Origin of the sequence: Streptomyces siamensis (genome assembly GCF_039543605.1) — a bacterium.
Lineage (GTDB): Bacteria > Actinomycetota > Actinomycetes > Streptomycetales > Streptomycetaceae > Streptomyces > Streptomyces siamensis.
This window is the reverse complement of sequence record NZ_BAABKB010000002.1, coordinates 771,996-798,654: the sequence shown is the minus strand read 5'-3', so window position 1 is coordinate 798,654 and position 26,659 is coordinate 771,996. Positions and strand designations below refer to the sequence as shown.

The window sequence follows — 26,659 nt, the reverse complement described above, 5'->3', positions numbered from 1 at the left end:
GGCCGGGACGGCAATCCCGACCAAGGGCCTGACCGAAGCCCACTTCCTGACGTAACCAGGAGGAGATCCGGCTATGGCCGATCTTGCCATGCCCGCAATCGCGGACGACACCATCCTTCCCGCCGCCGAACACAGCGACCTGGCCGTCGCCGTCGAGCTCGCCGAGCGGACCCTCAACAGCCGCAACGACCTCGCCGTCCGCGAGTCCCTGCGCATCCTGCTCCGCGCCGTCCGCGCCGAGGCCGGTGAGGGCCAGTGAGCACCGAGCCCCGCAGCGTCGTCGTCAACGTCCTGACGACCAAGGCCCTGGAGATCGACGAGCCGGACTGGTGCGTCGACCCGCACGGCGGCGCCCAGTTCCGGCCCGACCTCACCCACAACGGGCCCGAGATCGCCGCCAGCTTCGAGACGAGCCTCGGCATCGTCACCTACCTGCGCGCCTGGATCTCGCACGCCCCCTACGCCGCCCTCGCGGACGAGCCGCTGCCCATCGTCGCCGTGGAGCTCGACGCCGAGGTCGTAACGCTCGACCCGGCCAGCCTCCGCGCGTTCACGGCCACCACCCGCGCCCACCTCGACGCCCTCGACCGGCTCGCCGACGAGGCCGAGCACATCCGAGGTGAAGCCCGATGAGCAGCATCCGCCGCACGCTCGCCCGCTGGTTCCGCCGCCCCGCCCCGGCAGCCGGCCGCCGCACGGCCGCACCGCTGTGGGTCCGCGGCCTCACCGCCGGCGGACGGCCCATCGTCCTCGGCGTCGCCCTGTTGATGTGCGCGCCCGGCGAGTACCACCTCGCCGAGACCGCCGGATGGGCCGACCCGTTCACGTTCGGCATGCCGATCGTCCTGTCCGCCTACGCGGGCATCGCGGCCGCCGTCGCCTCCACCCGCCGCCCCGGCGACCGAGGCCGCTGGTCCGCCATCATCGGCGCCTGCCTCGCCCTCGCCCTCGCCATGGCCGCCCAGGTCGTGTCGCACCTCATCACCACCGGGCACGTCATCGCCGACCAGCCCGTCCTGATCGCCGTCACCAGCCTCGTGCCCCCGGCCGTCGTCGGCCACCTCCTGCACCTCGCGGCCAGCCCGCCGGACGCACACCAGGACGCACAGGACACGCAGGACGCGACCGCGTCCGCCACCGTCCCGAGCGTCCCGGCCGCTCCGGACGTCGTGCCCGCCGGTGCCCGACTGCTGCCGGTCGTCGCCCGCCCGCGGCCCACCGTGACCCTGGAACGCGAGGACGCCCAGGACGCGGGCAGGACGCCCGAACTGGAAGCCGGGACGTCCGAGGACGCCGAGGACGGGCCGCGTCCCGAGCCGCCCCTCATGACGTCCTCCGACGTCGCCGACCACTACGGCATCAAGCCGTCCACAGTCCGCAACTGGGTAGCCGCAGGACGCATCCCCGTCCACTCCCAGGACGCCCGAGGACACAACCTGTTCCACCCCGACCAGCTGCCCAACGTCATGGTGGGGGTGCCGACATGAAGGCCCTGTTCCTCGGCGCCGTCCTCGGCGTCCTGCTGCTGTGGCCGCCCGCGCTGTCGCTCACCGCCGCCCTCGCAGCCAAGCCCGTCATCGTCGCCTTCGGCCTCGGCCTCGCGGCTCGCCCCGCCATCGCCCGGCGCTTGAGGAGGTGGACGACGTGAACCAGCCCATCGAGCGGCAGCAGATCGGCTACGACCTTGCCGGAAACCCTGTGTACGCGGCCTGGCCTGCCCCCTACGGGCCTTCCTCCGTTGCCCAGCAGGCAACACAGCCTCTTCAGCCCATCAAGGTCCACCCGTGGGGCGCGTACATCGCAGGCGGATGCCTTGGCGTCCTCGCCCTAACCGTGCTGGTCGTGGCGATCGCGTTCGTCGTGCTCGGATTCGCGATCCTCGCGGCCGTCCTCGCCCTCGCCGTTGTCGCCCTCACCATCTGCCTGGTCGTCCTGCGCTCCATGTGGCGCGACGTCAAGAAGGGACGCTGACCATGCCCGCCTCGTACACCGGAGCCGAGAAGCGCCGCATGGCGTGGCTCTCCGCCAGGGCCTTCAAGCAGTCCATGGCCGGCGACCCCAACGTCGACACCATCGACGACCGCATCAAGCGGGAGGTCGACCGCATCCAGAAGCGGGCCGAGGAACGCGGAGCAGCCGAGGTCAAGGCTCTGGAACAGCGCCTGAGCGAGGCCCGCCGGGCCGCCGCAGGCGCCAAGGCCACCATGCGCACCAGCAAGGGCCCAGAGCGCGTCAAGGCCCGCCGCGAGATGCACGAGCACGAGCAGGCCGCCCGCCGCATCGAACGCGAGCTCCGCCGCTACCAGTAGCTCAACCCCGGGGACGGCAGCACCACGACCAAGCAGAGGCCGTCCCCGGGCCCCGACCGCCAGAGCACAACGACCGGAGAGCCCAGCATGACCGTTGCGCTGATCAAAACGCCAGAGGACGCCCCGCAGGACGCGCAGGACGCAACCACCGCCAAGGCGTCCTCCACCCGTCCCGAGCGGCGCCGCGCCCGCTACCTACGCATCACCAAGGCCGCACTGAAGGACGACCGCGTCCGCGCCACAGGACGCCTCGCCGTCCGCCACGGCGCCTACGTCCTCGGCGGGACGCGCGTCGTAGGACGCCGCATCTGGGACGGCAGGACAGCGTCCCGGTACGAGCGGATGATCCGCGCCGCCGAAGCCGCCGGCCTACTCGACGAGGTCAAGGAATGGGAGCAGCGCGGCCAGGACTTCCGGGCCGCCCGCCACCGCCGGCGCATCGAACTCCTGCAGTTCGCCCTCCAGGCGCCCAAGGCGATCGGCGCGGCCACCGCGGGCGGCGCCAGCCTGCTGCTCCTGATCGGCATCCTGCTCGCCTGGGCCAACCACGACATCACCGACGTCGCAGCACCCTTCGAGACCGTCGCCGACCTCGTCCGATGGGTGTCCATCATCGCCGGCGTCATCTGGGGCCCCGGCCTCGCCCTCGCCCCCTGGATCGGCCTCGCCGCCGTCTGGGCCATCGGCCAGCACCAGCACACCGCCCCCCAGTGGGCGCTGCCCGCCTCCGCCCGCATCTACGGCGACGCCATCACCCCGTCCATCGTCGTCGTCGCCTTCCGTGACCTGGGCATTTCCGCCCTACGCAAGGCCATTGAAGGCATGGGAGACCTTGGCGCCGCCCTGCTGTCCCCCATCAAGACCGCCGGTTGCGGCGTCGAGGTCGACGTACACCTGCCCTCCGGCGTCTCCACCGAGGAGATCCAGAACCGTCGCCGCAAGCTCGCCGAGAACCTCAACCGGCACGAACACGAGGTGTTCATCACCATCCCGCCGCAGCCCCGCACCGTCCGCCTGTGGATCGCCGACTCCGGCGCCCTCGACGAGCCGATCGGCATCTCGCCGCTCATGCTCGACGAGAACGCGACCGCCGACTACTACACCGGCGCCGCACCCTGGGGACAGAACCTGCGCGGCGACCTGGTCGACCTCAGCGTCTTCCAGCGGCACATCCTGCTCACCGGCCTGTCCAACCAGGGCAAAACCGCAGCCCTGCGCGCCCTCGCCCTATGGCTCGCCCTCGACCCGACCGTCGACTTCTACATCGCCGACCTCAAGGGCGTCGGCGACTGGCGCGGCTTCCTCGGCCTCGCGCAGCTGCTCATCCAGGGCCCCACCGACGCCCACGTCGCCCAGGCCACCGACATGGTCGAGTGGGGCGTCGACGAGATGCAGACCCGCATCGCCCTGCTCGAAGAGTCCGGCTCCACAGAGGGCGTGACCAGGGAGATGGCCCGCACCGACCCGCGGTTCAGGCCCATCGTCCTCATCGTCGACGAGGCCCAAGTCGCCTACGGCTGCGCCGCCAAGAGCCCCGACGGCCGCCCTTACGGCGGCAGCAAGGCCACCAGCCGCTACTTCCAGGCCGTCAAGAAGATCCACGACCAGGGCCGCGCCGTCAACGTCACCATCTGGGAGGGCACCCAGGACCCGACCGACGAGAACCTGCCCAAGCGGTCCCGCGAGGGCAACCACGTCCGCGGCTCCCTCGTCCTCGGCACCGAGTCCCAGGCCAAGATGGCCCTCGGCGAAGCGCCCGTCGACGCCGGCGCCGCACCGCACAAGCTGCGCCGCGACCTCGACCGCGGAACCCTCGTTGTCGCAGGTGGCGTCAAGATGGAGCCCGGCGAGACCTCCGTGACTGTGCGCACCTACTTCCTCTCCGGAGACGACGCCGTCGTCCTCACCGACCGGGCCAAGGCCCGCCGCCAGGGCGTCGCCACCGTCCACAAGCTGGAGGTCGTCCAGGACGTCGACCACCTCGCCGACCTGGCCGCCGCTGTCGGCCGCGAGAGGCGAGTCCGCACCACCGAGGTCGTGCACCGGCTCAAGACCCGCAATCACGCCGTGTACGAGCACTGGAACGGCGCCCGCCTCAAGGCCCTGCTCGCCGAGTACGACGAAGAGCCCGGCACCCTCGACGGCTACCCCGTGGTGAAGCTGGAGAGCGTCGAGAGGGCCCTCGAACGCCGCGCGGAAGAGCTCGCCGAGGCTCAGTGACCCGGCAGTGGGCAGTGACTTTCCACTGTGATGGTCACTGCCCCGCCTCACTGGCGTTGATCAGCGGAAACGGCGATCAAGTGAGGCAGTGAGGCCACTTGCGAGGGACGCCATGTCCCCCGCAAACGGCCTCTCTGGCGCCCACCACAGCCTCACTCACTGCCGCATCATTGGGTCATGGACACCGAGCTCATCCCGCCCGGCTACTACAGCACCCGCGACGTCGCCCGAGCCCTCGACACCACCCCCGGCGCCGTCCGCAACCTCGTCTACCGAGGCCGCCTCCGCAGGGCCGGCGGCACCGAACGCCACCCCTGGTTCGCCGTCACCGACGTCGCCGCACTCGTCGCCAAACGCCAAGCCCGCGCTGCTGCTTGACCGCAGGTCAGCCACTGTGTGACGATCCGGGTGTACAACTGTGCCCTCAACCGGCACCACAGACGCACGACGAAGCCCCAGTTACGGTCCCCCCGGCTGGGGCTTCGTCGTGTCCGCCTTGGTGCATGATGTCCCCTCAGTACCAACATCCCAGGGGGGATCATGCGCACCCGCATCACCATCGCGGCCGTCACCGCCGCACTCGCCATCACGCTCGTCGGCTGCAGCAGCAGCGATGACGGAAGCGATGCCAAGACCAAGCCCACCAAGGCCAGCTCACCGAAGGCATCGAAGCCCGTGGACAACAGCGACGCAGAGAAGGCGGCCGGCATCCCGCCCAAGCCCGATGCCGCCAAGCGTGCGGCGCTCCTCCGTGCGCTTCGGGCGGTCAACCCCGCGATCGTCACCGACGAGGACAAGGCCGTCGACAACGCGCGGAACCAGTGCTCCACCATCAGCGGCGGCGGCAACGCCGACATGACCGCCAAGGCCCGCTTCTCCACCTCCGACCATGAGGTGACGGACGCCGAGGCCAAGGCCATCAACGCTGCACTGAAGGGCACGCTCTGCCCCTGACGCAGGGGGTGACGTGGCCACAGACCGCAGCGAGCTGACCAGCTACGAGTACCGGCAACTGCGCGCCCGGATACTCAGCGAGTCCGACGTGTGCATCGTCTGTGGCCACGATGCGTCCGACACCACCGACCACATCCATCCGGTGAGCAAGGGTGGCGCACGCCTCGACCCCGACAACCTCGCGCCCATCCACGGCGTGGCTGGCTGCCCCGTCTGCCTCCGCAAGTGCAACAGCGAGAAGGGCGACCGCCCGCTCGCCGAGGTCGTGCAGCTGGTGACGTCGGTCGACTGGTTCGCAGGCCCATGACAACGCAATAAAAGCGCAGGTCAGAGGCACGAATCGAGATCAAATCGGATTGATCAAATCCAAAATGATCTGAGATCTTCCAAGATTTTTAGGAAAGATCGTCTTCTCAACCCCGCGCCCACCTTTCATTTTTCTCCCCCCGGTCCGGATGCCTGGGAACGATCTTGGAAGGGGGCGCTATGGGCTCCGTCGAGGACGCCGTGCGCAGCGACGTCGAGCAGCTCGGTGACCTGGTCGGCGTGGAGCCGTCGCTGTCCGAGCTGGCGTACACGCTGGCCGGCCGGATCGACGCGGCGGCCACGGGCCAGTGCGAGACGTGCGGGGAGCCTGTCGCCCAGGACGACAAGCTGCTCCCCCAGTTGACCCGCGAGCTCCGGCAGACGCTCGCCCAGCTGCTGGAGGGGCGGGCCGCTGACGATGACGACGACCTCGGAGACCTGGGCTCCCCCGACTGAGTTCGCCGAGGACCTCAAGGAGCGGTACGGCCTGGAGTGCCCGCCGCGCTGGGGGACGCCGCGGCACCCGGACCGGCCGTCGCTCGGGCCGAAGCTCTGGAAGGTCATGGCCAAGCTCGGCGCCCCGCCGATGCCGTGGCAGAAGTACGTGTCCGACGTCGCCCTGGAGATCGACCCCGAGACCGGCCTGTTCGCGCACCGCGAGGTTGGCATCAGCGTCCCTCGGCAGCAGGGCAAGACCGAGCTGTGCCTGGGTGCCCAGGTCCACCGGTCGCTGGCGTGGCCGCGGCAGACCATCGTGTATGCGGCGCAGACGCGGGGCATGGCGCGACAGCGGTGGGAGGACGAGTTCTGGGAGAAGATCTCAGGCTCGGACCTGGCCCGCATGGCGCGCATCCGGAAGAGCAACGGCAACGAGGCGATCCTGTGGGGCCGCACGCGTTCCAAGATGGGCATCACGGCGAACACGGAGAAGGCGGCTCATGGCCTGACGCTCGACCTGGGGTTCATTGACGAAGCGTTCGCGCACGAAGATGACCGGTTGGAGGGCGCGTTCAGCCCGGCCATGCTCACCCGGGCCATGGCCCAGCTGTGGTGGGCTTCGGCCGGCGGCACGACGAAGAGCGTGTGGCTGAACAAGAAGCGTGAGACGGGCCGCGCGCTGGTCGAGGCGCTCTACGACGCGCTCGCCGAGGACGCCGCCACGGCGCGGCCGCGGGTGGCGTACTTCGAGTGGTTCGCCCCGGAGGACATGGACCGGGCGGACCCGGCGACGTGGCGGGCGACACTGCCCGCGCTGGGGCACACGGTGACCGAGGCGGTCATCGCGGCCGAGCTGGAGAAGATGGACCCGGCCGAGTTCGACCGGGCCTATCTCAACCGGACGCGGAAGCCGACTCCGCCCTCGGACCCGAACGTGCCGAAGGCGAAGTGGGCGGGCGCGGCCGACGCGGCCAGCAAGCCGGTGGCGGCCTCGGTGGCGCTGGCGCTGGACGTGTCGCAGGACCGCAAGCGGGCGGCGATCAGCGCGGCCTCCCTGCGCCCTGACGGCAGAGTGCACCTGGAAGTCGTGGCGTACCGCCCGGGAACGGACTGGGTGGTGCCCGCCATGGTGAAGCTCCACAGCCTGTGGAAGCCGGTGGCTGTGGCCGTCGCCGCGTCGGGGGCGCCGGCCAGTTCGCTCATCGACGACCTGGTGGCCGCGGGTATCGACGTGCCCAAGGACAAGGAACATCCGGAACGCGGCGACCTGGCCGTGATGCGCTCCGGGGACATCATCGAGGCGTGCGGGCAGATGGCCGACGCCATGAACCAGGGCACTGTCGTCCACCTCGACCAGGTGCCGTTGACGGCCGCGGTGAACGGTGCCCGGACGCGACGCAACGGCGACGCCTGGACCCTCGACCGCACCAGCTCACTGACCGAGATCAGCCCGTTCTGCGCGGCCACGTTCGCACGCTGGGCGCTCCTCATCCGCGGTCCTCACGTGATCGCCGACTACGACATCGCGGACTCGTTCGCGTGAGAGGGGGTGAGCCGTGGGGGTCGGATCAAGGCTCAAGCGGATGTTCGCCCGGGACGCGCAGGTCACTTCCCCCCAGGATCTGCTGGCGCAGGCCCGCGAGAGGCGCAGCAGCAGGGTGCACGTCACCAACGACAGCGCCCTGAGGAACTCCGCCGTGTGGGCGTGCCTGAGGCTGCGCGCCGACCTGATGTCCAGCTTCCCGATCGACGTCTACCGCTACGTCAACGGCATGCAGGTGGAAGTGCCCAAGCCTCCCGTCCTCATCGCTCCTGGCGGCTCGGAGGTCGGCATCCGGGAGTGGATGTACTCCACCGAGTTCGACCTGGACCGTGGCGGTAACTGCTTCGGCCTGATCACCGAACGGACCGGAGTCATCGGCCCGGACGGACGAGGTCTGCCCGGCCGGATCGAACTTGCAGAGCTGGGCGCGGTCACCGTGCGAGGGACCGGATCGACGATCACCAAGTTCGTCATCAACGGTGCCGAGTACGACCCGTGGGAGGTCTGGCACGAGAAGCAGTACACCGTGGCCGGCCTCCCCCTCGGCCTGTCCCCCGTGGCCTACGCGGCATGGACGATCGAGGAGACCCTGTCCGCGCAGCAGTTCGCCATGGACTGGTTCGCCGGCGGCGCCGTGCCGCTCGCCGAGCTGAAGAACACCTCGAAGACCGTCGACAAGGACCAGGCCCGCATCGCCCGCGAGAACTTCAAGGCGGCCGTCGACAGTTCGGGCCTGTTCGTGCATGGCGTGGACTGGGAGTACAAGCCGATCCAGGCTGTGGCGTCGCAGTCCTCGTTCCTGGAGGCCCGCCAGTACGGGGCGTCCGACATCGCGCGGTTCTTCGGCTGCCCCGGCGACCTGATCGACGCCGCGGTATCCGGCAGCAGCGTCACCTACGCCAACATCGGGCAGCGCAACCTGCAGTTCCTGATCATGAATCTGGGTCCGGCTGTGGGCCGACGCGAGGACGCGTTCAGCCGGAAGCTGGTCGCCGGCCCGCGGTTCGTGAAGCTGAACACGGATGCGCTGCTGCGCATGGACCCCGAGGCGCGGACCCGCACGATCGGGCAGCGCATCACCAACCGCACGCTCGCCCCGTCCGAGGCGCGGGCGCTCGACAACCTGCCGCCCTTCACCGAGGACCAGCTCGCCGAGTTCGACCGGCTGTTCGGCTCGCGGTCCGTCCCTGCCGCACCCACGACCGCCGTACCGGGAGCTACGCCATGACCACACCCGCGCTCGCCGCCGCGGCGGCCGAACGGGCACAGAACATCCGCCAGCGCGCGGACCGTCCCTCGCAGCGCCGCTGCGCCGAGCACGCCGGCGCCCGGGCGACCGTCCGTGCCGCGCTGTCCGGCGTGCAGGTCCGCGAGAGCGGAGACTCCGGGACCCTGGAGTTCGTCGGCCGCGCCTCGGTGTACGAGGCCGGCTACGAGATGTGGGACGCGTTCGGCCCCTACACCGAGATCGTCACTGAGGGCGCCGGGGCCGACTCGCTCGCCCGCGCGGACCTCGATGTGCCGCTCGTCCTCGGCCACGACCAGCTGCGCCGCATGGCCCGCACCACCACCGGCACGCTGTTCCTCACCGAGAGCGCCAACGGCCTGGACGTGCGTGCGCCCGCCCTGGATCCCGCGGACTACGACGTCGCGTACATCGCGCCGAAGCTCCGCGCGGGCCTGGTCGACGAGATGTCGTTCGCGTTCCGCATCGAGTCGGGCCAGTGGAGCCCGGACTACACCGAGTACCGGATCAACAGGTTCGACATCCACCGCGGTGACGTCGCGATCGTCGGCTACGGAGCGAACCCGTACACCGGGGCGAGCCTGCGTCAGCCCGCGGCCGCGCCGGCGAACAGCCGGGCCCGGGCGCTGCTGGAGATCGCGCTCGCCCGCTGACCCCCTGATCTTCCCGCCGTCCGGCGGGAGTTACTGCCCTGCGCTCTGCGCGCACGAGACCACCCGGCGCCATGCCTCGGGTGGCCGTCTGTCATGGACCGGGGCGCCCCTGGAAACGACAACAGAGAGGACCGGCCATGACTCTGGCCGAGCTGATCGCCCAGGCGCGCACCGCGCTGGAGACGGCGATCGCCACCCGACAGCAGGAGCAGGACGCCCTGATGGCGCTCCGCTCCGACGAGGACCTCACCGAGGACGCGGTCACCGCGCAGGTCGCCCGCCGCGACGCCGCGGACACCGAGGTCACCCGTCGCCAGGAAGCCCTCGCCGGCCTGGAGGCCGAGCAGGTCCGCGAGGACGAGCTCGCCGCCCTCCAGACGCGTACCGTCCCGGCCGCCAACCGGGCCCCGGCCTACGACCAGGTCGCCCGCGTCGGCCGCGAGGAGCGCACCTACCGGCCCGACCAGGACCGGCGCGGCCGCCTGTTCGAGCAGGACGTGGCCGCCGCGTTCCTCGGCGACTACCGGGCCCAGCAGCGCCTCGCCCGGCACATGGACGAGGAGCGCGTCGAGCGCCCCGACGTCACCGAGCGCGCCGTCACCACCGGCGCCTTCACCGGCCTGGTGGTCCCGCAGTACCTCACCGACCTGTACGCCCCGGCCGCCGCGGCCCGGCGCCCGTTCGCCGACGCGATCCGCCGGCACGACCTGCCCGCGCAGGGCATGAGCGTGAACATCTCGCGGATCACCACGGCGACGAGCACCGCCCTGCAGGCGTCGGAGAACACGAACGTCTCCAGCACGGACATCGACGACACGCTGCTCACCATCCCCGTGCAGACGATCGCGGGCCAGCAGACGCTGTCCCGGCAGGCGATCGAGCGCGGCGCCGGCGTGGAGCCGATCGTCCTGGACGACCTGTTCCGCCGCTACGCGACCACGCTGGACTCGACGCTGCTCAACCAGGCGTCGACCGGCCTGGCTGCCTCGGCGACCACCATCACGTACACCTCGGGCACTCCGAAGGTGGTCGAGGCGTACCCGCAGGTCGTCGCCGGCCTGTCTGGTGTCGAGAGCGCCATGCTGGACCAGGCGTCCGGCGAGAACATCGTCGTGATGCACTCCCGCCGCTGGTACTGGCTCCAGAACGGCCTGTCCTCGACGTGGCCGCTCATCAGCCAGCCGGGCATCGCCGCACAGATGGGCGGCAACAACCTGGCCAACTCCTACGGCTCCGGCGTGCGTGGCGTCCTGCCGAACGGCACCCCGGTGATCGTCGACAACAACATCGTCACGAACCTTGGTGCGGGCACCAACCAGGACGAGATCTACGTCGCGGACCGCAACGAGTGCCACCTGTGGGAGGACCCGAGCGCCCCGATGTACATCAGGGCGGAGCAGCCGGCCGCGGCCAGCCTCGGCGTGCTGATGGTCGTGTACGGCTACGCCGCATACACGCACTCCCGGTACCCGCACGCCCAGAAGATCACGGGCACCGGTCTGGTCGCGCCCGCCTTCACCGGCGTCTGATCCCTCACCGCGCAGGGCCCGCTCCACTCCAGGGGCGGGCCCTCGTGGTCCACCCACGAACTCCCAGGAGCAAGCCATGGCTACCGAAGACCCGATGGTCGCCGCGCTGCTGCGCGAGCGCGAGGGCCTGGTCCAGAGCGGCCTGACAGACCGCGTCGCCCAGGTCGACGAACAGCTCCGGCTGCACGGCTACAAGCCGACGGCCGACGGCAAGTCCAGTGCGCCCACGTCGCGTTCGACGCCGCCGAAGGGCCGCCGGGCGAGCAGCACCGAGAAGGCGTGACGTGGCCAACGAGTACGGCACCCTTGCGGCGCTGAAGTCCAAGCTCGGGATCGAGGCGGACGACACCAGCCGGGACACGCTGCTGAATTCGGCGCTGGCTTCCGCATCCCGAGGCATCGACAAGACCACGGGGCGCCGCTTCTGGCTGGACTCGTCGGCCGTGCAGCGCACGTTCCGCCTGCAGGGGCGCGTGGTGTGCGAGGACGACGGCGACCTGCTGCTCGTCGACGACATCGGCAGCACCACGGGCCTGGTCGTCGAGACCGGGTCGGGTGCCTCATTCACAGCCTTTACCGGCTACGAGACGAGCCCCGACAACGCCCTCGCGGACGGCAGACCCATCACCGGCCTGCTCCGCGTCCTGGGCTCCTGGGGCACCTCGACCACCCGCGTGCGGATCACCGCCCGCTTCGGCTGGCCCGCGGTGCCCGACGACATCACCGAGGCCGCACTGATCCAGGCCTCGCGCCTCTACAAGCGCAAGGACAGCCCCGAGGGCATCATCGGCTCGGCCGAGTGGGGCGTGCGCAACCTCAGCCGCCGGGACCCGGACGTGTGGGCGCTGATCGAGCCGTACATCCTTCCCGGCTTCGGATAGGGGGCGGCCGTGCAGATCTCCCCCATCCGCGACGCCATCGCGGACGCGGTGCGCACCGTGGTCCTGCCCACCGGCATCGGAAAGCTCACGTGCCTCGGCTACGTGCCGGACTCGGTGGTCACCCCGGTGTTCTTCGTCGGCGAGGTCGACATCAACTTCGACCAGGCGATGGGCCGCGGCCTCGACGAGCTGCTGTTCACCTGCCGTGTCCTGGCCGGCCGCGCCGACGACCGGTCCGCCCAGCGGATCCTGGACGCGCTGCTGTCCGGGGTCGGTGAGGCCTCGTTGAAGCAAGCCATCGAGGTGGCCCGCGGCGCCCCCGGAGAGCTGGCGCTCGGGGGCCTGGCCGACGATCTGCACCTCCAGCGTGTGCAGGGCTATCGCTGGTACGAACACGCCGGCGCCAGCTATGTCGGCGCGGAGCTCGCCGTCAGAGTCATCGGCCCGGGAGGAACCTGATGAAGATCCGTATTACGCAGGAGATGCCCGAGGGCGCCCAGCTCAACGGCGAACCGTGGCCTGCCAAGGGCGCCGAAGTAGAGGTGCCAACGGCGCAGGGCGCGCACCTGGTGGCCTCCGGCGTAGCCGAGGAAGTCCGCGACGAGCCGTCGAAGGGCAGCCACAGGAGCCGCTCGAAGGGGGGCGACGATGGCTAAGACCGTCCTCACCAATGTGAGGTGCTTCGCGGTCGGCGTCGACCTGACCAGCGTCTCCAACAAGATCGAGCTGTCCTCCGAGGTGGAAACCAAGGAGGCCACGAACTACGCCTCCCAGGGCTACAAGGAGGTCATGGGCGGACTGGCCTCCGCGGAGATCTCCGGCGAGGGGCAGTGGGAAGCCCTGGACGCCACGAAGGTCGACGACGCGTCCTGGGCGCAGGTCGGCGGCGTCGGCCCGTGGTCGGTCAGCGCGAACAACGACGCCAGCGTCGGAGCACTGGCGTACTTCACCAGTGCTCTGCGCTCCGACTACAAGCTCGGCGACGCGGTCGGCGAGGTCGCTCCGTGGACCGGCACGGCCAAGAGCAGCTGGCCCCTGGTGCGCGGCCAGTTCGCCCATCCTCCCGGTACCGCGCGCACCACCACCGGTTTCGGTACGGCGCTGCAACTCGGAGCCGTACCGGCCGGCAAGAGGTTGTATGCCGCGCTGCACGTCCTGTCGGTGGCCGGCACTACGCCGAGCATTACCGCGCGGGTGGAGTCCAGCGTGGACAACACCTTCGCTTCCCCGACGACCCGCTTGACGTTCGCCGCGGCGAACGCGGTGGGCGGGCAGATCCTGCGTACCGCAGGCACTGCCATCACGGATTCGTGGTGGCAGGTCGCTTGGACCATCAGCGGCACCACGCCGTCGTTCCTCTTCGCGGCCGCTCTCGGCATCCGGTAGCCGCGTCCCGTCACCCACCTGTCCGGCCCGTCCGTGGGCCTCTGTGTCATGCCCTGAAAGGAGGGCCCGTCGTGCCCAAGATGGTTTTGCTCGCCGAGTTCCTGTCCATCAACTCCAACGTCCTGAACACCTTCACGAAGAAGGCGGAGCTGACGGTCGAGGTGGAGGAGAAGGACGTCACCAACTACGCCAGCCTGGGCTGGAAGGAAGTGCTCGGTGGCCTCAAGTCCGCCGAGCTGTCGTGCGAGTTCCTCCAGGACTTCGCGGCCTCCCAGCTGGACGCCATCATGTGGCCGCTGCTCGGCACTGTCGTGCCGTTCGAGGTGCGCGCCGACCAGGGTGCCGCGTCCACCGCCAACCCGAAGTACACGGGCAACATCCTGATCAACGGGTGGAACCCGATCACCGGGTCGGTCGGCGACGAGGCCACCGTCTCGCTCGGCTTCCCCACCTCCGGGGCCGTGACCCGCGGCACTACCTGATGGCAGGCGGACCGCCGTTCTCCCTCGGCGTGGAGACGCACGACGGCCTCGCGGCCGTGGTGCGGGCAATCCGCGCCGAGGAGGACGGCAAGCAGCTGCGTAAGGAGCTCGCGCAGAACATGCGCGACGCTCTCAAGCCTGGGGCGCAGCAGGCCAAGAACTCCATCATGGGCATGGTGTCGCTGCACGGCGCGACGCCTGCCCTGCGCACCTCGATCGCCCGGAAGATCCGGCCCGAGGTGAAGCTTGGCGGCCGCTGGTCCGGGGCCAGGGTGAAGGCCTTCAAGACGAAGAACATCCGCGGCTTCGCCAACGCGCCCAAGCGCACGAACAGGGCTTCTGGCTGGCGCCACCCCGTGTACGGCAACCGGGAAGTGTGGGCGCACCAGCGCGGCAAGTTGGAGTGGTTCGACCGCGCGTTCCGGGGCCGCGAGGGCCTCTACAAGCAGGCCGTTGAACAGGCGATGGAAGACATGGCCCGGCGCATCGCGTCCCGGGCCCGATAGGGGGACACCCGTGTATCTGGTCTACAAGCCCGAAGGCTCGGAGGAGCCGAAGCGCTGGAAGTACAACCCGAAGAAGCTCATGAGCGCCGAGCGGGAGATGCTCGAACGGCGCACGGGCAAGAACTTCGCCGACTTCTCCAAGGCCGTCGTTCAGGGCCACAGCCAGTGCCGCCGCGCACTGCTGTTCATGTACCTCAAGCGGGAGCACGCCGGCATCCGCTACGAAGACGTCGACTTCGCCTGGGACGAGCTGGACCTGGAGTACTCCAAGGGCGAGCTGCTGGAGATGCGCAAGCAGGTCGTCGACACCGTGCCCGCCGACCAGCTCGAAGCCGTCCTGGAGAAGCTCGACGCGGAGATCGACGAAGCGTTCGAGGACCCGGAGGAAGAGGGAAAAGCGAGTCTGCCGATCGCCGACTGAGGCGGCTCGGCGACGCCGCGCACCTGCTGCACATCCGGCCCTGGGAGTGGGGCCTGATGACGGTGGAGCAGGAAGACCAGGCACTGGGCTGGCTGGACGCCTACGAGACGGCGCAGCACGAAGCCAACGAGAAGTTGAAGTCGGGGCGCTAGCCGCCCCCTGACCACAGGGGGCGGGATGAGCGACACCTCACTCGTGTTCAACCTCGTTGCCCGGGACCAGGCCACGGAGACTCTCGGCAAGGTCCGGGAGAAGTTCGACCAGGCCGCCACCGGCATCGCGGCCGGCGTCGCCGGTGGCCTCGGCGTCGGCATCGCGGCGTCGCTGGACATGTCGGCGGCGAACGCGAAGCTGGCCGCGCAGCTCGGCGTCGGCCCGGCCGAGGCCGCGAAGCTGTCGAAGGTGTCCTCGGACGTGTACGCGAACGCGTGGGGCGAATCGACCGAGGACGTCAACAACGCGATCAGGGGCGTCTACCAGAACATCGGTGACACCTCGAAGGCCAAGGGCGGCCTGGAGGGCGTCACCACCAAGGCCCTCGCGCTGGCGGAGACGTTCGACCAGGAAGTCGGCCCGACCACCGCGGCCGTCGGGCAGATGCTCAAGACGGGCCTGGCGAAGAACGCCGACGAGGCGTTCGACATCCTCACCCGCGGCATGCAGACCGGCGCGAACAAAGCCGATGACTTGCTGGACACCGTGAACGAGTACGGCACCCAGTGGCGCAAGTTCGGCCTGGACGGCAAGACCGCGATGGGCCTGCTGTCCCAGGGCCTCAAGGGCGGCGCACGCGACGCCGACCTCGTCGCCGACTCCATCAAGGAGTTCTCCATCCGGGCCATCGACGGCTCGAAGACGACAGCGGACGGCTTCAAGGCGATCGGCCTGAACGCCAAGGACATGGCCACAAAGATCGGCAAGGGCGGCAAGGGCGCAACTGAAGCCCTGGACGAGACCCTCGACCGGCTCCGAAACATCAAGGACCCGGTGAAGCGGTCCGCGGCCGCCGTGCAGCTGTTCGGCACCCAGGCCGAGGACCTCGGCGACGCGCTCTACTCCCTGGATCCGTCCACGGCGGTCGACGCGCTCGGCCAGGTCGGCGGGGCAGCGGACAAGATGTCCAAGACGGTCGGCGACAGCCCTTCGGCCGCCCTGGAGGGGTTCAAGCGGAAGGCGGTCACCAAGCTCGCCGAGATCTCCGGCACGTTCATCGCGTTCGCCATGGACAACCAGGCCGTCTTCGAGCCGCTCGCCTACATCTTCGGCGGGATGGCCCTGGCGATCCTCGCCATCAAGGGCGGCATGATGGCGTGGGCCGCAGCCCAAGCCGTCTGGTCGGCGGCCACAGCGATCGCCACCGGCGTCCAGTGGGCGTGGAACACGGCGCTGCTGTCCTCCCCGCTCACGTGGATCATCCTCGCCGTGCTGGCGCTGGTCGCCGTGATCGTCATCATCGCGACCAAGACGGACTGGTTCCAGACCCTGTGGTCCACCGTCTGGGACGCGATCAAGACCGGCACCAAGGCGGCCGTCGACTGGATCAGCGGCGTCCTGAACTGGTTCTCCGACCTCCCGGGAAAGTTCGCCTCCTGGTGGGGCTCCGCCAAGGACTACGCCGTCGGGAAGATGACGGCGCTGGTGAACTGGGTGAAGGGACTGCCCGGTCGTGCCAGTGCCGCCCTGTCCGGTCTGGCCGGTGCGCTGCGCGCGCGGGCGTCCTCCGCTTTCCAGTCCATGCGAGACGCCGCGTCGTCCAAGGCATCTGCCCTGATGACGTGGGCCTCGGGTATCCCTGGCCGCATCTCCAAGGCGGTCAGCGGCATGGGAAGCGCCCTGCGCGACAAGGGGCGCGCGGTCATCCAGGGCTTGTGGAACGGCATCGCCGGCATGGGCGGCTGGCTCTGGTCCAAGGTCAAGAACTTCGTGAAGTCCAACGTGGTCAACGCGGCCAAGTCGTTCCTGCACATCGGCTCGCCCTCGAAGCTCATGGCCGACCAGATCGGTCACTGGGTGCCCGCTGGTGTCGCCATGGGCATCGAGAAGAACGCCGGCGTCGTCGACAAGGCCATGACGGGCCTCGTCGACCCGAGCGTCGTCCAGACCTCTACGCCGCTCACCACCGGCATGGCACCCCTCATGGGCGCCCAGGCGGGCGGCGGCACGGTCGTGGTGCGCTTCGAGACGGCGGGCGCCGAGGACGACTTCCACCGCTTCCTGCGCAAGCTCACCCGCGTCAAGGGACGCGGCAACGTACAGACCGCCTTCGGGCAGTAGGGAGTCCGCCGTGGTGTTCCCCCAGACCCCCCTCGATGTGGAGATCGCCCTCTGGATCGGCGGCACCTGGACCGACGTCACGGCGGACGTCTACACCTCCGACAAGATCACCATCACGCGCGGGCGGGCCGACGAGGGTGCCCGCACCGACCCGGGCAAGTGCACGCTGACCTTCAACAACCGGCTCGGCAAGTACAGCCCCCGCAACCCCCTGTCCCCCTACTACGGGCTCATCGGCCGCAACACGCTCCTGCGCGTCCTGGTGAAGGCGGGCACGCCGTTCCTTGAGCTGCCGGGCAACAGCAACGGCTACGCCTCCACACCGGACGTGGCCGCCCTGGACATCACCGGCGACATCGACGTCCGCTTCGACGGCTTCCTGACGAACTGGCTGGACGCCTCCGACGGGCTGAAGACCACCGAGCTGATGGGCAAGCTGGGCAGCGCCGGCGCCGACAAGTCGTGGTTCTTCGGGGTCCGGAACAACCGCCTGTACTTCGAGTGGTCCGCGGACGGCACGAACGTCGTCGGGGCCAGCTCCACCGCGCAGCCCGTCGTGCCCGCCAACGGCCGCCTGGCGGTCCGGGCGACCCTGGACGTCAACAACGGCGCCGGCGGCCGCACCATCGTCTTCTACACGGCGCCGACGATCGCCGGACCGTGGACACAGCTCGGCGACCCGGTCGTCCAGGCCGGCACCACGTCCATCTTCAACAGCACGGCCGCCGTCCGCGTCGGGGCTTTGCCCGCCGTCATGACCTATCCGTCGGGCCGCGTCCATGCGGCAGAGATCCGCAACGGCATCGGCGGCACTGTCGTCGCGAACCCGGACTTCACCGCCCAGGCCCTCGCCGCCACCTCGTTCGCGGACAGTGCGGGCCGCACCTGGACCGTCAACACGGCCGGCAGCACGGCCATCAGCAACCGGCGCACCCGCTTCATCGGAGAAGTGTCCAGCTGGCCGTCCCGCTGGGACGTGTCCGGCAAGGACATCCGCGTACCCATCGAAGCCGCGGGCCTGATGCGCCGCCTCGGCCAGGGCGCCAAGGCGTTGGACTCCACGCTGCGCCGCCGCATCCCGGCGTTCGCCCCGCTGGCGTACTGGCCGATGGAGGAGGGCAAGAACGCCAGGGCCGCCTACTCGCCGATCGCGGGCGTCAAGCCGCTGCAGCTGAAGCCGGCGAACTGGGCGGGCGTCGACTCGCTCGCGAGCTCCAGCGCCCTGCCCACCATCAGTTCGTCCACGCCGACCGCCTGCGACATGTACGGGCGGGTGCCGGCGCCGTCGACGACGCTCACGAAGTGGAGTGTCGAGTGGGTCTACCGGCTCGACACTGCCAACACGACGCTGAGGACGTTCCTGCGCGTGCTGTCGACCGGCACCGTCCGCGAGTGGTACGTCCAGACCCGCAACGACCTGACCCGCATCATCGGCAAGGACGACGACGGCACCACCGTCTTCTCCAACGACCTTGCCACCGGCACCGACCTGTTCAACCAGTGGATCCGGGTCCGGCTCGCGGTCACACAGAGCGGCGGCAACGTCGTCTGGGAGATCCGATGGACCGACGTCGGCGGCGACGCGGGAGCCTTCTCCACCAGCTTCACCGGCACCGTGGGCCGCCCGACCGGCGTGGCCTCGCCACCGGACGGCTACGCCTCCGACATCGACGGCATGGCCATCGGGCACATCTCCGTGTTCGGCACCGACGACTCGGACGCGTTCGACCAGGCCATCGACGCGTGGGCGGGAGAGACTGCCGGCGCACGCATGAGCCGGCTCGCCTCCGAGGAAGGCGTCCGTCTCGGTCAGTGGGGCGACCCCACCGTCCAGGAGCAGGTCGGCCCGCAGCGCATCGACACCCTGCTGTCCCTGCTGGAGCAGGCCGCGGACGCCGACGGCGGCATCCTCTACGAGCGGCGCAACGCGGTCAGCCTCGCCTACCGCGACCGCAACTCGATGTACAACCAGCCCGTCGGCCTCGCCCTGGACTACAACACGTCCGGTCATGTGGCGCCGCCGCTGGAGCCCGTCGACGACGACCAGAAGGTCCGCAACGATGTGACGGTCACCCGGGACGGCGGCGCTTCGGGCAGGGCCGTCCTGGACGAGGGCCCGCTGTCCGTACAGGCCCCGCCCAACGGCGTCGGCCTGTACGACACGTCCCTCACCCTCAACCTGTACGACGACGACCAGGCCGAGCCGCACGCCTACTGGAACATGCACCTCGGCACCTGGGACGAGTCCCGCTACCCGGTCGTCAACCTCGACCTGGCGGCCGCGCCCAGCCTCATCGACACGGTGACCCTGCTCGAGTCCGGCGACCGCATCCAGATCGCCAATCCGCCCGCATGGCTGCCGCCCGGCCCGATCGACCTGCTCATGCAGGGCTACCAGGAGGTCATCGGCCATCCCATCGACTGGGACGTGCAGATGAACTGCACCCCGGCCGGGCCGTGGAACATCGGCATCGTCGAGGACCCGGTGTACGGGTGGGCCGACACCGACGGCTGCAGCCTCGCCGCCGCGGCCACCTCGTCCGCGACCGCCCTGACCGTCCTGACCACGGACGGCGACCCGTGGACCACGGACCCGGCGGAGCTGCCGTTCGACATCCGCGCCGGCGGCGAAGTCATGACGGTCAACGCGATCTCCAACAGCCTGACCGACACGTTCGCGCGCACCATCTCCAGCAGCTGGGGCACTGCGGACTCCGGGCAGGTCTGGTCCTTCTCGGGCGGCTCGGCAGCGGACTACAGCGTGGGCAGCGGCTACGGCAAGCACGTCCTGGCGTCCGTGAACGTCTCCCGCCGCTCGTTCACCGACTTCCCGTTCGCCGATTTCGACTACTACGGCAGCGTCACGACCAGCGCCACAGCAACCGGCGGATCCCTGTTCGGGAGCCTGACCGGCCGCTACATCGACAGCGACAACCTGTACATGGCCAGGCTGGAGTTCACCACGGCCAACGCGCTGATCCTCACCATCCGCAAGCGCGTCGCGACGGTCGAATCGACGGTGGCCTCGTACAACGTCACCACCACCCACACCCCGGGCACGTTCCTCCGGATCCGCTTCCAGGCCAAGGGCACGGCCCTTCGGGCGAAGACGTGGCTGGCATCCGACCCGGAGCCGCCGGACTGGCAGATCGACACGACGGACACCGACATCACGACGGCGTCCTACATCGGCGTCCGGTCGATCACCGCGTCCGGGAACACCAACACGAACCCGGAAGTCCGCTACGACAACCTCGCCGTGGTCAATCCGCAGGTGTTCACCGTGCTGCGGGCCCGCAACGGCATCGTCAAGGCGCAGACCGCGAGCACGGACATCGTCCTCGCCTACCCGGCCATCGTCGCTCTCTAAGGAGGCCTGCCGTGACCCTGTGGGTGCCCGGAATGAAGATCACAGCCAGCAGGCTGAATGACGGGCCGGCCGTCACCACCACCAACTCCGGTCTGGTCGCCGCCAGCGGCTTCACGGTGAACGACTTCCGCGGCTACCGGTCGGGCCGGACCATCGTCCTGGACATGTACCTGCTCCGCACCGGAGCGACCATCACGCAGACCAGCGGCAACATCACACCCGACGTGCAGATCTGCACCGCGCCCATTGGGTGGCGCCCCACAAACGGGACGATCAATGGCCCGTGGGACGACGGCACATCCGAGGGCGGTTTCGTCATCGGTACGGACGGCGTCTGCACGCTACGCACCGCCTACAGCGACATCGCCGGATCCAGCACCCGGAACCTACGGCTGCACATCGGCTTCATCATCGACAACTAGGACCCCCTCGCCACCACCTGGCCCCGCCCACCCCTGCCGCCCCGCGCCTGATGGCCGGGGCTTTTCTCATGCCTGGAGAGCCCATGGCCACACCGCCCAAGGCGTCCGTGTTCGCGCAGCTGCTGCGCAATGAGGGCGTCACCGTCGTCGAGGTCGGCGACTGGGAGCACCACAACCGCAACCACAAGGGACCGTGGGGCCCGGTGCACGGCGTGATGATCCATCACACCGTCACCAAGGGCACGGCGGCCACGGTGAAGATCTGCCGTGATGGGCGGTCCGATCTGCCCGGCCCGTTGTGCCACGGCGTCATCGCCAAGGACGGTCGCGTCCACCTCGTCGGCTACGGCCGCGCCAACCACGCCGGCCTGGGCGACGACGACGTCCTGCGCGCCGTCATCAACGAGACGAAGCTGCCCGCCGACAACGAGGCGACGACCGACGGCAACAGGCACTTCTACGGCTTCGAGTGCGAGAACCTCGGCGACGGCAAGGACCCGTGGCCCAAGGCGCAGCTGGAGGCCATCGAGCGCGTCTCCGCCGCGATCTGCCGCCACCACGGCTGGGACGAGCGCAGCGTCATCGGCCACCTGGAATGGCAGCCGGGCAAGATCGACCCCAAGGGCTTCGGCATGGACTGGCTGCGCGGCCAGGTCCGCGACCGCCTCAAGCCCACCACCGATTACACGGTCCGCCGCGGCGACACCCTCTGGTCCATCGCCGCTTCCAAGCTCGGCGACGGCAACCGGTGGCACGACATCGCCAGCCTCAACCACCTCAAGAACGCCGACGACATCACGCCCGGTCAGAAGCTCAAGCTCCCCAAGAAGTGAGGTCCGTCATGGCCGCACCCGTAGAGGCCAAGGTGAAGGCGGCAACCAGCGCCACCTTCGTCGTGTCCCTCCTGCTCGCCGTCCTCAACTCCGTGGTCGCCGATGACAGCCTGCTCCAGCCGCTGCCGTCGTGGCTTCAGCCCGTCGTCATCGCCGTCGCCCCGGCGGCCGTCACGTTCCTCAGCGGCTGGCAGGCCAGCCACACCCCGCGCCCGTAGGGAGCCACCACCTTGGACGCCACCACCATCGGCGCAGTACTCGCGCTGATCGGGGTCATGTCCGGCTCGGTGGTGGCGTACCTCGGCAAGCGGGGCGAGAACGCAACCACCCGCATGAACTCGGAGATCGACCAAATCCAGGAAGAGCGGGACGGGCTGCGCAAGGAGCTCGGCGAACGGAACGCCCGGATCGAAACGCTGCTGAACCAGCGCGTCACCGACCAGGAGACCATCGCCCGCCTCCGCATCACAGTCATCAACTTGGGAGGCGATCCGTGACCCGTACAGAACGGGCACTCGCTGGACGCTGGCGGTGGATCGCCGTCTTCTGCTGGCTGACCGCGCTCTCCGGCGCCGGCGTCATCGGCTGGTCCTGGTACAGCCAGCTGGCCGACGAAGCCAACCTCCGCGGCAACGCCGTCTCGACCCTGGCCGGGGACGTGCGCGTGCTGCGCGCCCAGGTCCAGGCCGCGGGCCAGACGCCGAAGGCACCCGACCCGTCCAAGGCCGTCGACAACCTGCCCGCCCGCGCCCAGGTGCCCGTGCCCATACCCGGGCCGCCCGGCGCCAAGGGCGATCCCGGCGACCCTGGCGAGACGGGACCGCCGGGCCCCACCGGCTCGCCCGGATCTCCAGGCCAGAACGGGCAGGACGGCGTCGGGCAGGACGGAGCACCCGGCACCGACGGTTCAGCCGGCCCGCCCGGTCCTCAGGGACCGCAGGGCGAACCGGGCCCGGCCGGACCTGAAGGACCTGCTGGCGAGGACGGCGCCGACGGGCGCGACGGACAGGCCTGCCCGTCCGGCTACTCGCTCCAGGCGCCGAACTACGACCCCGATGCACTCGTCTGCCGCAGAGACGGCGCACCCCAGCCAGAGCCCGGCAACAACGGCGGCGGCCTCGGCCTGCTGTCCGCCGGCCTCGACCCGACCCGACGCCAGTACGTATGACAGCGGCCCCGCTCTCCCCCAGTGGGAGGGCGGGGCCGCTTTCGTGCGTCCAGGGGTACCCGGATTGCGGGTACCCCTATGACTGGGGGAGCGCGATCACGAACACGCCCTTGCCCTGCACGAGACCCTCGTCCGTCAGGACTTCCAGCGCGCTCTTGATCGTCCGCCTGGAGACCGTGCCGCCCGTCTCCACTTCCAGCTCTGCCTGCGACGGCAGGCGCCTGCCCACCGGAATCTCGCCGGCGCGGATCCGCTCGCGCAGCACATTGGCGAGCTGCACGTACAGCGGCGTCATGGCGTCCCGGTCCAGCTCGATCATGCTGCGACCGTAAGAGGACAACCAGGGCTGGCATAGATCTGCCTAGCCCGTCCGAGGACGTACCAAGACGTACCAAGTTGCCGTACAGTCCGGAGACAGAGAGAACCCCCGCGGCCGTGTCACCGGCCCGGGGCTTGGCCGACTGGTTGGAGTCGACATGGCAGAGCCTACGCACGCCCCGGCCGCTCGCACAGACCGGGCGCCGACAGTCCGCTGGTGTCACTGGCACAAGGGCCCCTCGCAGACCGCGCTCCTGGTGGACGCGATCGAGAAGAACTCCGCTCCGCCCCACCCCCTGTACGCGTGCGCCCCGTGCCGTGAGCAGCGCGGCCTGACCCCGCTGGCCGACCGACCGTGACAGACGTCGAGACGACCCCGGAGTGCAGCCTCAACGAACACGCGATGTGCCAAGGTCCGGCCGTCATCCGGCGCCGCGGAGCCCCGTCCTGGGAGGCGCCACTCATGACGATCACGTGCAACTGCCGCTGCCACGGCGGCGGTCGCAGCTCCGCCTCACGCTCAGCCAAGAAGAACGGACGCTGATGATCTGCGCACGCTGCGACCAGCCCATCCTGCCCGGCCAGCCGAGTACGACGTACCCCGTGGATTCCGGGTCGGCGGCCGGCGCCGACGTCACCGTCCACGCTGAGCTGTGCGACATGCCCGACCATCAGACGGCGCCGCAGTTGAGCCGCTACCAGCGGTGGGTGGAGGCGCACGAGGCGAGCATGGCTCGCGTGAGCCGGTACGCCCCGCCGGTGCGATAGCCCGCCCGCCCCGTACCCCGTGCCCGTCGGGGGTGGGCGGGACCAGGCCCCGGCCGGACGCCGATCCCGGCCGGGGCCGACTCGTGCCGCCGAGTGGATGATCGTCCGCCTTTCGGGCCAGCAGCGGGCCAGCTACCGATCTCCAGGAATGACGAAACCCCCTTCCATCGAAGGGGGCTGACGCTGTATCGCAGGTAGAAACGTTCCTGCTTAACAAGCCTTGGGTGGGGCGGGTGGGACTCGAACCCACGGCCGACGGATTATGAGTCCGCTGCTCTAACCGGCTGAGCTACCGCCCCGTACGGCGTGTCGCGCACATTTGTGCGCGCCGTCTGCCGCAGCATAGCCGCTCATACGATCTCCTGCTTCGGATGGTCGGCATCACATGACCATGAGGACTTCGGCATGCTCCGCGCGGTTCCCCCGGACATGAAAAAGGACCCCTGAGGGGTCCTCTTCCGTTGCTCTCCCGACTGGACTCGAACCAGTAACCTGCCGGTTAACAGCCGGCTGCTCTGCCAATTGAGCTACAGGAGATCGAGCTCCCCCGACTGGACTCGAACCAGTAACCTGCCGGTTAACAGCCGGCTGCTCTGCCAATTGAGCTACGGAGGATTGCCTCGTTGCATCGAACGTACCTACCTGGGTATTCGCCAGGGGGCGTGCGCTCGCTGCGACACATACATTAGCGCAAGCAGGGGGGTGCTCCGCCAATCGGTTCCCTCCACACCGATGCCGACGCAAGGGAAGGGTGGCCGTCATGCGCTACCGGCTCACATTCGTCGCCGGACTGGCCCTGGGTTACGTGCTCGGCACGCGCGCCGGGCGCGAGCGCTACGAGCAGCTGAAGAAGTCCGCACGCCAGGTCGCGCAGAACCCGGCGGTGCGCAACACCGCGGAGACCGCCGCCCAGCAGGGCCGCGTGGTCGCGGGCAAGGCGTTCCACGCCGTGAGCGAGAAGGTCGGCGACCACGTCCCGGACTCGGTAGCCGAGCGTGTGCGCTCCCTGCGCGAGCGGAACAGCAACGGTGCGGTCGAGGACGACTGGGGCACCAGCAACACCTAGGGGGTGCCCACCTCCCGTCGTACGGCAGAATTTCCGCCATGGGGATAGTCGCCGGGCTGGACAGTTCGCCCGATTTCACTCGTATCGTCGTCTGCGACACGGACACGGGTGCCGTGCTCAGGCAGGGGTATGCACCGCATCCGGTCGAGGCCACCGAGAGCGGCGGCCGTCCGTCGGACGTGGATCCGCAGGCCTGGCTGCTGTCCCTGGGCGAGGCGGCCGGCGGCGGCCTGCTCGAAGGCGTGCAGGCCATCGGTGTCTCCGCGCAGCAGAACGCCCTGGTCCCGCTGGACGTGCAGGGCAACACCGTGCGCCCCGCGCTGGTCGGCGGCGACAAGCGCGCGCAGGTTGCGGCCGCCGACCTGGTGGACGCGCTCGGCGGTCGCGAGGCGTGGGCCCAGGCCGTGGGCTCCGTGCCGCAGGCCGCGCAGCCGGTGACCAAGCTGCGCTGGCTCAGCAGGACCGAGCCGGAGGCGGTGCGGCGCACCGCCATGCTGATGCAGGCGCACGACTGGCTGGTGTGGCAGCTGCTGGGCCGCCCCGCGCGGCGCACCACCGACCGGGGCGGGGCCTCCGGGACCGGCTACTGGTCCGCGGCCACCGGCGCCTACCGGCCCGACCTCGTCGAACTGGCACTCGGGCACCAGGTGTCCCTGCCCGAGGTGCTGGGTCCCGCCGAGGCGGCCGGCACCACGCCGGAGGGGCTGCTGATCTCGGCGGGGACCGGCGAGACGATGGCGGCGGCCTTCGGACTCGGCATCGGGCTCGGGGACGCGGTCGTGTCGCTGGGCGCCTCCGGGTCCGTGATGGCCGTGCACCCCGAGGCACTGGTGGACTCCAGCGGCATGATCACCTCCCTCGCGGACGCGACGGGCATGCATCTGCCGGTCGTCACCACCCTCAATGCCGTACGGGCGCTGCGAGGCACCGCCGAGCTGCTCGGCGTGCCCGACCTGGAGGGCCTGTCCGATCTGGCGATGAAGTCGACGCCGGGCTCCCACGGCCTCGTCCTGCTGCCCTATCTGGAGGGCGAGCGGACGCCGAACCTGCCGCACACGGCGGGCACCCTCGCCGGGCTGCGGCGGGAGTCCATGCGGCCCGAGCACCTGGCACGGGCCGCCTTCGAGGGCATGCTGTGCGGGCTCGCCGACGCGCTGGACGTGCTGCGCGGGCGCGGCGTCGACGTGCGCCGGATCTTCCTGCTCGGGCCGGCCGCCGAACTGCCCGCCGTCCAGGCGGTGGCGCCCGCGCTGTTCGGCGCGCAGGTCGTCGTGCCGCAGCCCGCGGACTACGCGGCGCTCGGCGCGGCCCGGCAGGCGGCCTGGGCCCTGGGTGTCTCGCAGGGCGCGCTCGACCCGCGGACGCCGCCGGTGTGGCAGGGGCCGGTCGCCCAGGTGCTGGAGCCCGGCGAGGAGCTCGCCGTGGGCCAGGCCGTACGCCAGCAGTACGTGTCCGTACGGGAACAGACGCATCCTGGGGCGTTCCGCGGCCCGGGGGCGCCGTAGCGTCGCGCCGGCCTCCGTCGAAGGACCGGGGCCGGGTCCGTCGTGGGACCGCGGTCGGGTT

At 70.1% G+C, this 26,659-nt stretch carries 34 protein-coding genes, 3 tRNA genes and 1 pseudogene; 34 read left to right on the top strand and 4 right to left on the bottom strand.

Annotated features, from left to right (window positions below; genetic code table 11):
• Positions 1-73 precede the first annotated feature (73 nt).
• The 30 genes and pseudogenes from ABEB03_RS06275 (at position 74) to ABEB03_RS06125 (ending at position 22,941) form a co-directional block, all read left to right on the top strand.
• Positions 74-259: a hypothetical protein gene (locus ABEB03_RS06275; RefSeq protein WP_345642445.1), complete on the top strand. Its 186-nt coding sequence runs from the start codon at positions 74-76 to the stop codon at positions 257-259.
• A complete protein-coding gene (locus ABEB03_RS06270; RefSeq protein WP_345642442.1) occupies positions 256-633 on the top strand; it encodes a DUF6907 domain-containing protein in 378 nt (125 codons plus the stop codon). Before ABEB03_RS06275 ends, ABEB03_RS06270 begins: the two co-directional genes overlap by 4 nt.
• On the top strand, positions 630-1,487 hold the full coding sequence (locus ABEB03_RS06265) for a helix-turn-helix domain-containing protein (RefSeq protein ID WP_345642439.1): 858 nt from the start codon (positions 630-632) through the stop codon (positions 1,485-1,487). Before ABEB03_RS06270 ends, ABEB03_RS06265 begins: the two co-directional genes overlap by 4 nt.
• The gene (locus ABEB03_RS06260) at positions 1,484-1,648 is read left to right on the top strand and encodes a hypothetical protein (protein WP_345642436.1); all 165 of its coding nucleotides are present in this window, start codon (positions 1,484-1,486) and stop codon (positions 1,646-1,648) included. The genes ABEB03_RS06265 and ABEB03_RS06260 overlap by 4 nt, the downstream gene beginning before the upstream one ends.
• Complete coding sequence (locus ABEB03_RS06255; protein ID WP_345642433.1) at positions 1,645-1,971, top strand: hypothetical protein; 327 nt, start codon at positions 1,645-1,647, stop codon at positions 1,969-1,971. Before ABEB03_RS06260 ends, ABEB03_RS06255 begins: the two co-directional genes overlap by 4 nt.
• Before the next feature lie 2 nt (positions 1,972-1,973).
• A complete protein-coding gene (locus tag ABEB03_RS06250; protein WP_345642428.1) occupies positions 1,974-2,309 on the top strand; it encodes a DUF6257 family protein in 336 nt (111 codons plus the stop codon).
• Between the two features lie 87 nt (positions 2,310-2,396).
• Positions 2,397-4,529: an FtsK/SpoIIIE domain-containing protein gene (locus ABEB03_RS06245; RefSeq protein ID WP_345642422.1), complete on the top strand. Its 2,133-nt coding sequence runs from the start codon at positions 2,397-2,399 to the stop codon at positions 4,527-4,529.
• A 177-nt stretch (positions 4,530-4,706) separates the two neighbouring features.
• Complete coding sequence (locus ABEB03_RS06240; protein ID WP_345642417.1) at positions 4,707-4,907, top strand: hypothetical protein; 201 nt, start codon at positions 4,707-4,709, stop codon at positions 4,905-4,907.
• A 162-nt stretch (positions 4,908-5,069) separates the two neighbouring features.
• Positions 5,070-5,483 carry a hypothetical protein gene (locus ABEB03_RS06235; protein WP_345642414.1) on the top strand — a complete coding sequence of 138 codons (414 nt, stop codon included), beginning with the start codon at positions 5,070-5,072 and terminating at the stop codon, positions 5,481-5,483.
• Between the two features lie 13 nt (positions 5,484-5,496).
• Positions 5,497-5,790, top strand: a complete 294-nt coding sequence (locus ABEB03_RS06230) for an HNH endonuclease (protein ID WP_345642411.1) — start codon at positions 5,497-5,499, stop codon at positions 5,788-5,790.
• Positions 5,791-5,969: 179 nt separating this feature from the next.
• Entirely contained in the window at positions 5,970-6,245 is a 276-nt protein-coding gene (locus ABEB03_RS06225; RefSeq protein ID WP_345642408.1) for a hypothetical protein, read from the top strand.
• Complete coding sequence (locus tag ABEB03_RS06220) at positions 6,208-7,770, top strand: terminase (protein WP_345642405.1); 1,563 nt, start codon at positions 6,208-6,210, stop codon at positions 7,768-7,770. Before ABEB03_RS06225 ends, ABEB03_RS06220 begins: the two co-directional genes overlap by 38 nt.
• 13 nt (positions 7,771-7,783) lie before the next feature.
• Entirely contained in the window at positions 7,784-8,998 is a 1,215-nt protein-coding gene (locus tag ABEB03_RS06215) for a phage portal protein (protein WP_345642402.1), read from the top strand.
• Positions 8,995-9,669, top strand: coding sequence for an HK97 family phage prohead protease (locus ABEB03_RS06210; protein ID WP_345642399.1), 675 nt, complete (start codon positions 8,995-8,997; stop codon positions 9,667-9,669). Before ABEB03_RS06215 ends, ABEB03_RS06210 begins: the two co-directional genes overlap by 4 nt.
• 137 nt (positions 9,670-9,806) lie before the next feature.
• On the top strand, positions 9,807-11,198 hold the full coding sequence (locus ABEB03_RS06205) for a hypothetical protein (protein ID WP_345642396.1): 1,392 nt from the start codon (positions 9,807-9,809) through the stop codon (positions 11,196-11,198).
• A 76-nt stretch (positions 11,199-11,274) separates the two neighbouring features.
• Positions 11,275-11,481 carry a hypothetical protein gene (locus ABEB03_RS06200; protein WP_345642393.1) on the top strand — a complete coding sequence of 69 codons (207 nt, stop codon included), beginning with the start codon at positions 11,275-11,277 and terminating at the stop codon, positions 11,479-11,481.
• 1 nt (position 11,482) lies between these two features.
• Positions 11,483-12,079 carry a phage head-tail connector protein gene (locus ABEB03_RS06195; RefSeq protein WP_345642389.1) on the top strand — a complete coding sequence of 199 codons (597 nt, stop codon included), beginning with the start codon at positions 11,483-11,485 and terminating at the stop codon, positions 12,077-12,079.
• Positions 12,080-12,088: 9 nt separating this feature from the next.
• Entirely contained in the window at positions 12,089-12,538 is a 450-nt protein-coding gene (locus ABEB03_RS06190) for a hypothetical protein (RefSeq protein ID WP_345642384.1), read from the top strand.
• On the top strand, positions 12,538-12,735 hold the full coding sequence (locus ABEB03_RS06185) for a hypothetical protein (RefSeq protein ID WP_345642379.1): 198 nt from the start codon (positions 12,538-12,540) through the stop codon (positions 12,733-12,735). Before ABEB03_RS06190 ends, ABEB03_RS06185 begins: the two co-directional genes overlap by 1 nt.
• Complete coding sequence (locus ABEB03_RS06180) at positions 12,728-13,465, top strand: hypothetical protein (RefSeq protein ID WP_345642377.1); 738 nt, start codon at positions 12,728-12,730, stop codon at positions 13,463-13,465. The genes ABEB03_RS06185 and ABEB03_RS06180 overlap by 8 nt, the downstream gene beginning before the upstream one ends.
• Before the next feature lie 80 nt (positions 13,466-13,545).
• A complete protein-coding gene (locus ABEB03_RS06175) occupies positions 13,546-13,947 on the top strand; it encodes a phage tail tube protein (RefSeq protein ID WP_345644113.1) in 402 nt (133 codons plus the stop codon).
• Positions 13,948-13,976: 29 nt separating this feature from the next.
• On the top strand, positions 13,977-14,453 hold the full coding sequence (locus ABEB03_RS06170; RefSeq protein WP_345642374.1) for a hypothetical protein: 477 nt from the start codon (positions 13,977-13,979) through the stop codon (positions 14,451-14,453).
• Positions 14,454-14,463: 10 nt separating this feature from the next.
• Complete coding sequence (locus tag ABEB03_RS06165) at positions 14,464-14,874, top strand: hypothetical protein (protein WP_345642371.1); 411 nt, start codon at positions 14,464-14,466, stop codon at positions 14,872-14,874.
• Between the two features lie 177 nt (positions 14,875-15,051).
• Entirely contained in the window at positions 15,052-17,148 is a 2,097-nt protein-coding gene (locus ABEB03_RS06160; protein WP_345642368.1) for a phage tail tape measure protein, read from the top strand.
• A 10-nt stretch (positions 17,149-17,158) separates the two neighbouring features.
• The gene (locus ABEB03_RS06155; protein ID WP_345642365.1) at positions 17,159-20,518 is read left to right on the top strand and encodes a hypothetical protein; all 3,360 of its coding nucleotides are present in this window, start codon (positions 17,159-17,161) and stop codon (positions 20,516-20,518) included.
• A gap of 11 nt (positions 20,519-20,529) precedes the next feature.
• Positions 20,530-20,940, top strand: coding sequence for a hypothetical protein (locus ABEB03_RS06150; RefSeq protein WP_345642362.1), 411 nt, complete (start codon positions 20,530-20,532; stop codon positions 20,938-20,940).
• An 83-nt stretch (positions 20,941-21,023) separates the two neighbouring features.
• A pseudogene (locus ABEB03_RS06145) lies at positions 21,024-21,611 on the top strand (N-acetylmuramoyl-L-alanine amidase); the annotation flags it as partial.
• 170 nt (positions 21,612-21,781) lie between these two features.
• The gene (locus tag ABEB03_RS06135) at positions 21,782-21,991 is read left to right on the top strand and encodes a holin (protein ID WP_345642359.1); all 210 of its coding nucleotides are present in this window, start codon (positions 21,782-21,784) and stop codon (positions 21,989-21,991) included.
• A 12-nt stretch (positions 21,992-22,003) separates the two neighbouring features.
• Positions 22,004-22,270, top strand: a complete 267-nt coding sequence (locus ABEB03_RS06130; protein ID WP_345642356.1) for a hypothetical protein — start codon at positions 22,004-22,006, stop codon at positions 22,268-22,270.
• Entirely contained in the window at positions 22,267-22,941 is a 675-nt protein-coding gene (locus tag ABEB03_RS06125; protein WP_345642353.1) for a collagen-like domain-containing protein, read from the top strand. The genes ABEB03_RS06130 and ABEB03_RS06125 overlap by 4 nt, the downstream gene beginning before the upstream one ends.
• Before the next feature lie 76 nt (positions 22,942-23,017).
• On the opposite strand, the gene ABEB03_RS06120 is transcribed toward ABEB03_RS06125, so the two are convergent.
• Positions 23,018-23,260 (bottom strand): GntR family transcriptional regulator, encoded by a 243-nt coding sequence (locus ABEB03_RS06120; RefSeq protein ID WP_345642347.1) that lies wholly within the window; start codon positions 23,258-23,260, stop codon positions 23,018-23,020.
• A 157-nt stretch (positions 23,261-23,417) separates the two neighbouring features.
• Here ABEB03_RS06120 and ABEB03_RS06115 point away from each other — a divergent pair, with 157 nt between their 5' ends.
• A complete protein-coding gene (locus ABEB03_RS06115; protein WP_345642343.1) occupies positions 23,418-23,618 on the top strand; it encodes a hypothetical protein in 201 nt (66 codons plus the stop codon).
• A 184-nt stretch (positions 23,619-23,802) separates the two neighbouring features.
• Complete coding sequence (locus ABEB03_RS06110) at positions 23,803-24,027, top strand: hypothetical protein (protein WP_345642340.1); 225 nt, start codon at positions 23,803-23,805, stop codon at positions 24,025-24,027.
• Positions 24,028-24,252: 225 nt separating this feature from the next.
• On the opposite strand, the gene ABEB03_RS06105 is transcribed toward ABEB03_RS06110, so the two are convergent.
• From ABEB03_RS06105 to ABEB03_RS06095, 3 genes are all read right to left on the bottom strand, one after another.
• Positions 24,253-24,326: transfer RNA gene (locus ABEB03_RS06105), tRNA-Ile, on the bottom strand.
• Positions 24,327-24,491: 165 nt separating this feature from the next.
• Positions 24,492-24,564: transfer RNA gene (locus ABEB03_RS06100), tRNA-Asn, on the bottom strand.
• 5 nt (positions 24,565-24,569) lie between these two features.
• Positions 24,570-24,642 (bottom strand) — tRNA-Asn (locus tag ABEB03_RS06095).
• 145 nt (positions 24,643-24,787) lie between these two features.
• Between ABEB03_RS06095 and ABEB03_RS06090 the strand changes: the two genes are divergently transcribed.
• Positions 24,788-25,093, top strand: a complete 306-nt coding sequence (locus tag ABEB03_RS06090; protein WP_345642337.1) for a YtxH domain-containing protein — start codon at positions 24,788-24,790, stop codon at positions 25,091-25,093.
• Between the two features lie 38 nt (positions 25,094-25,131).
• On the top strand, positions 25,132-26,598 hold the full coding sequence (locus ABEB03_RS06085; protein ID WP_345642334.1) for an FGGY family carbohydrate kinase: 1,467 nt from the start codon (positions 25,132-25,134) through the stop codon (positions 26,596-26,598).
• The last annotated feature ends 61 nt before the right edge of the window (positions 26,599-26,659 follow it).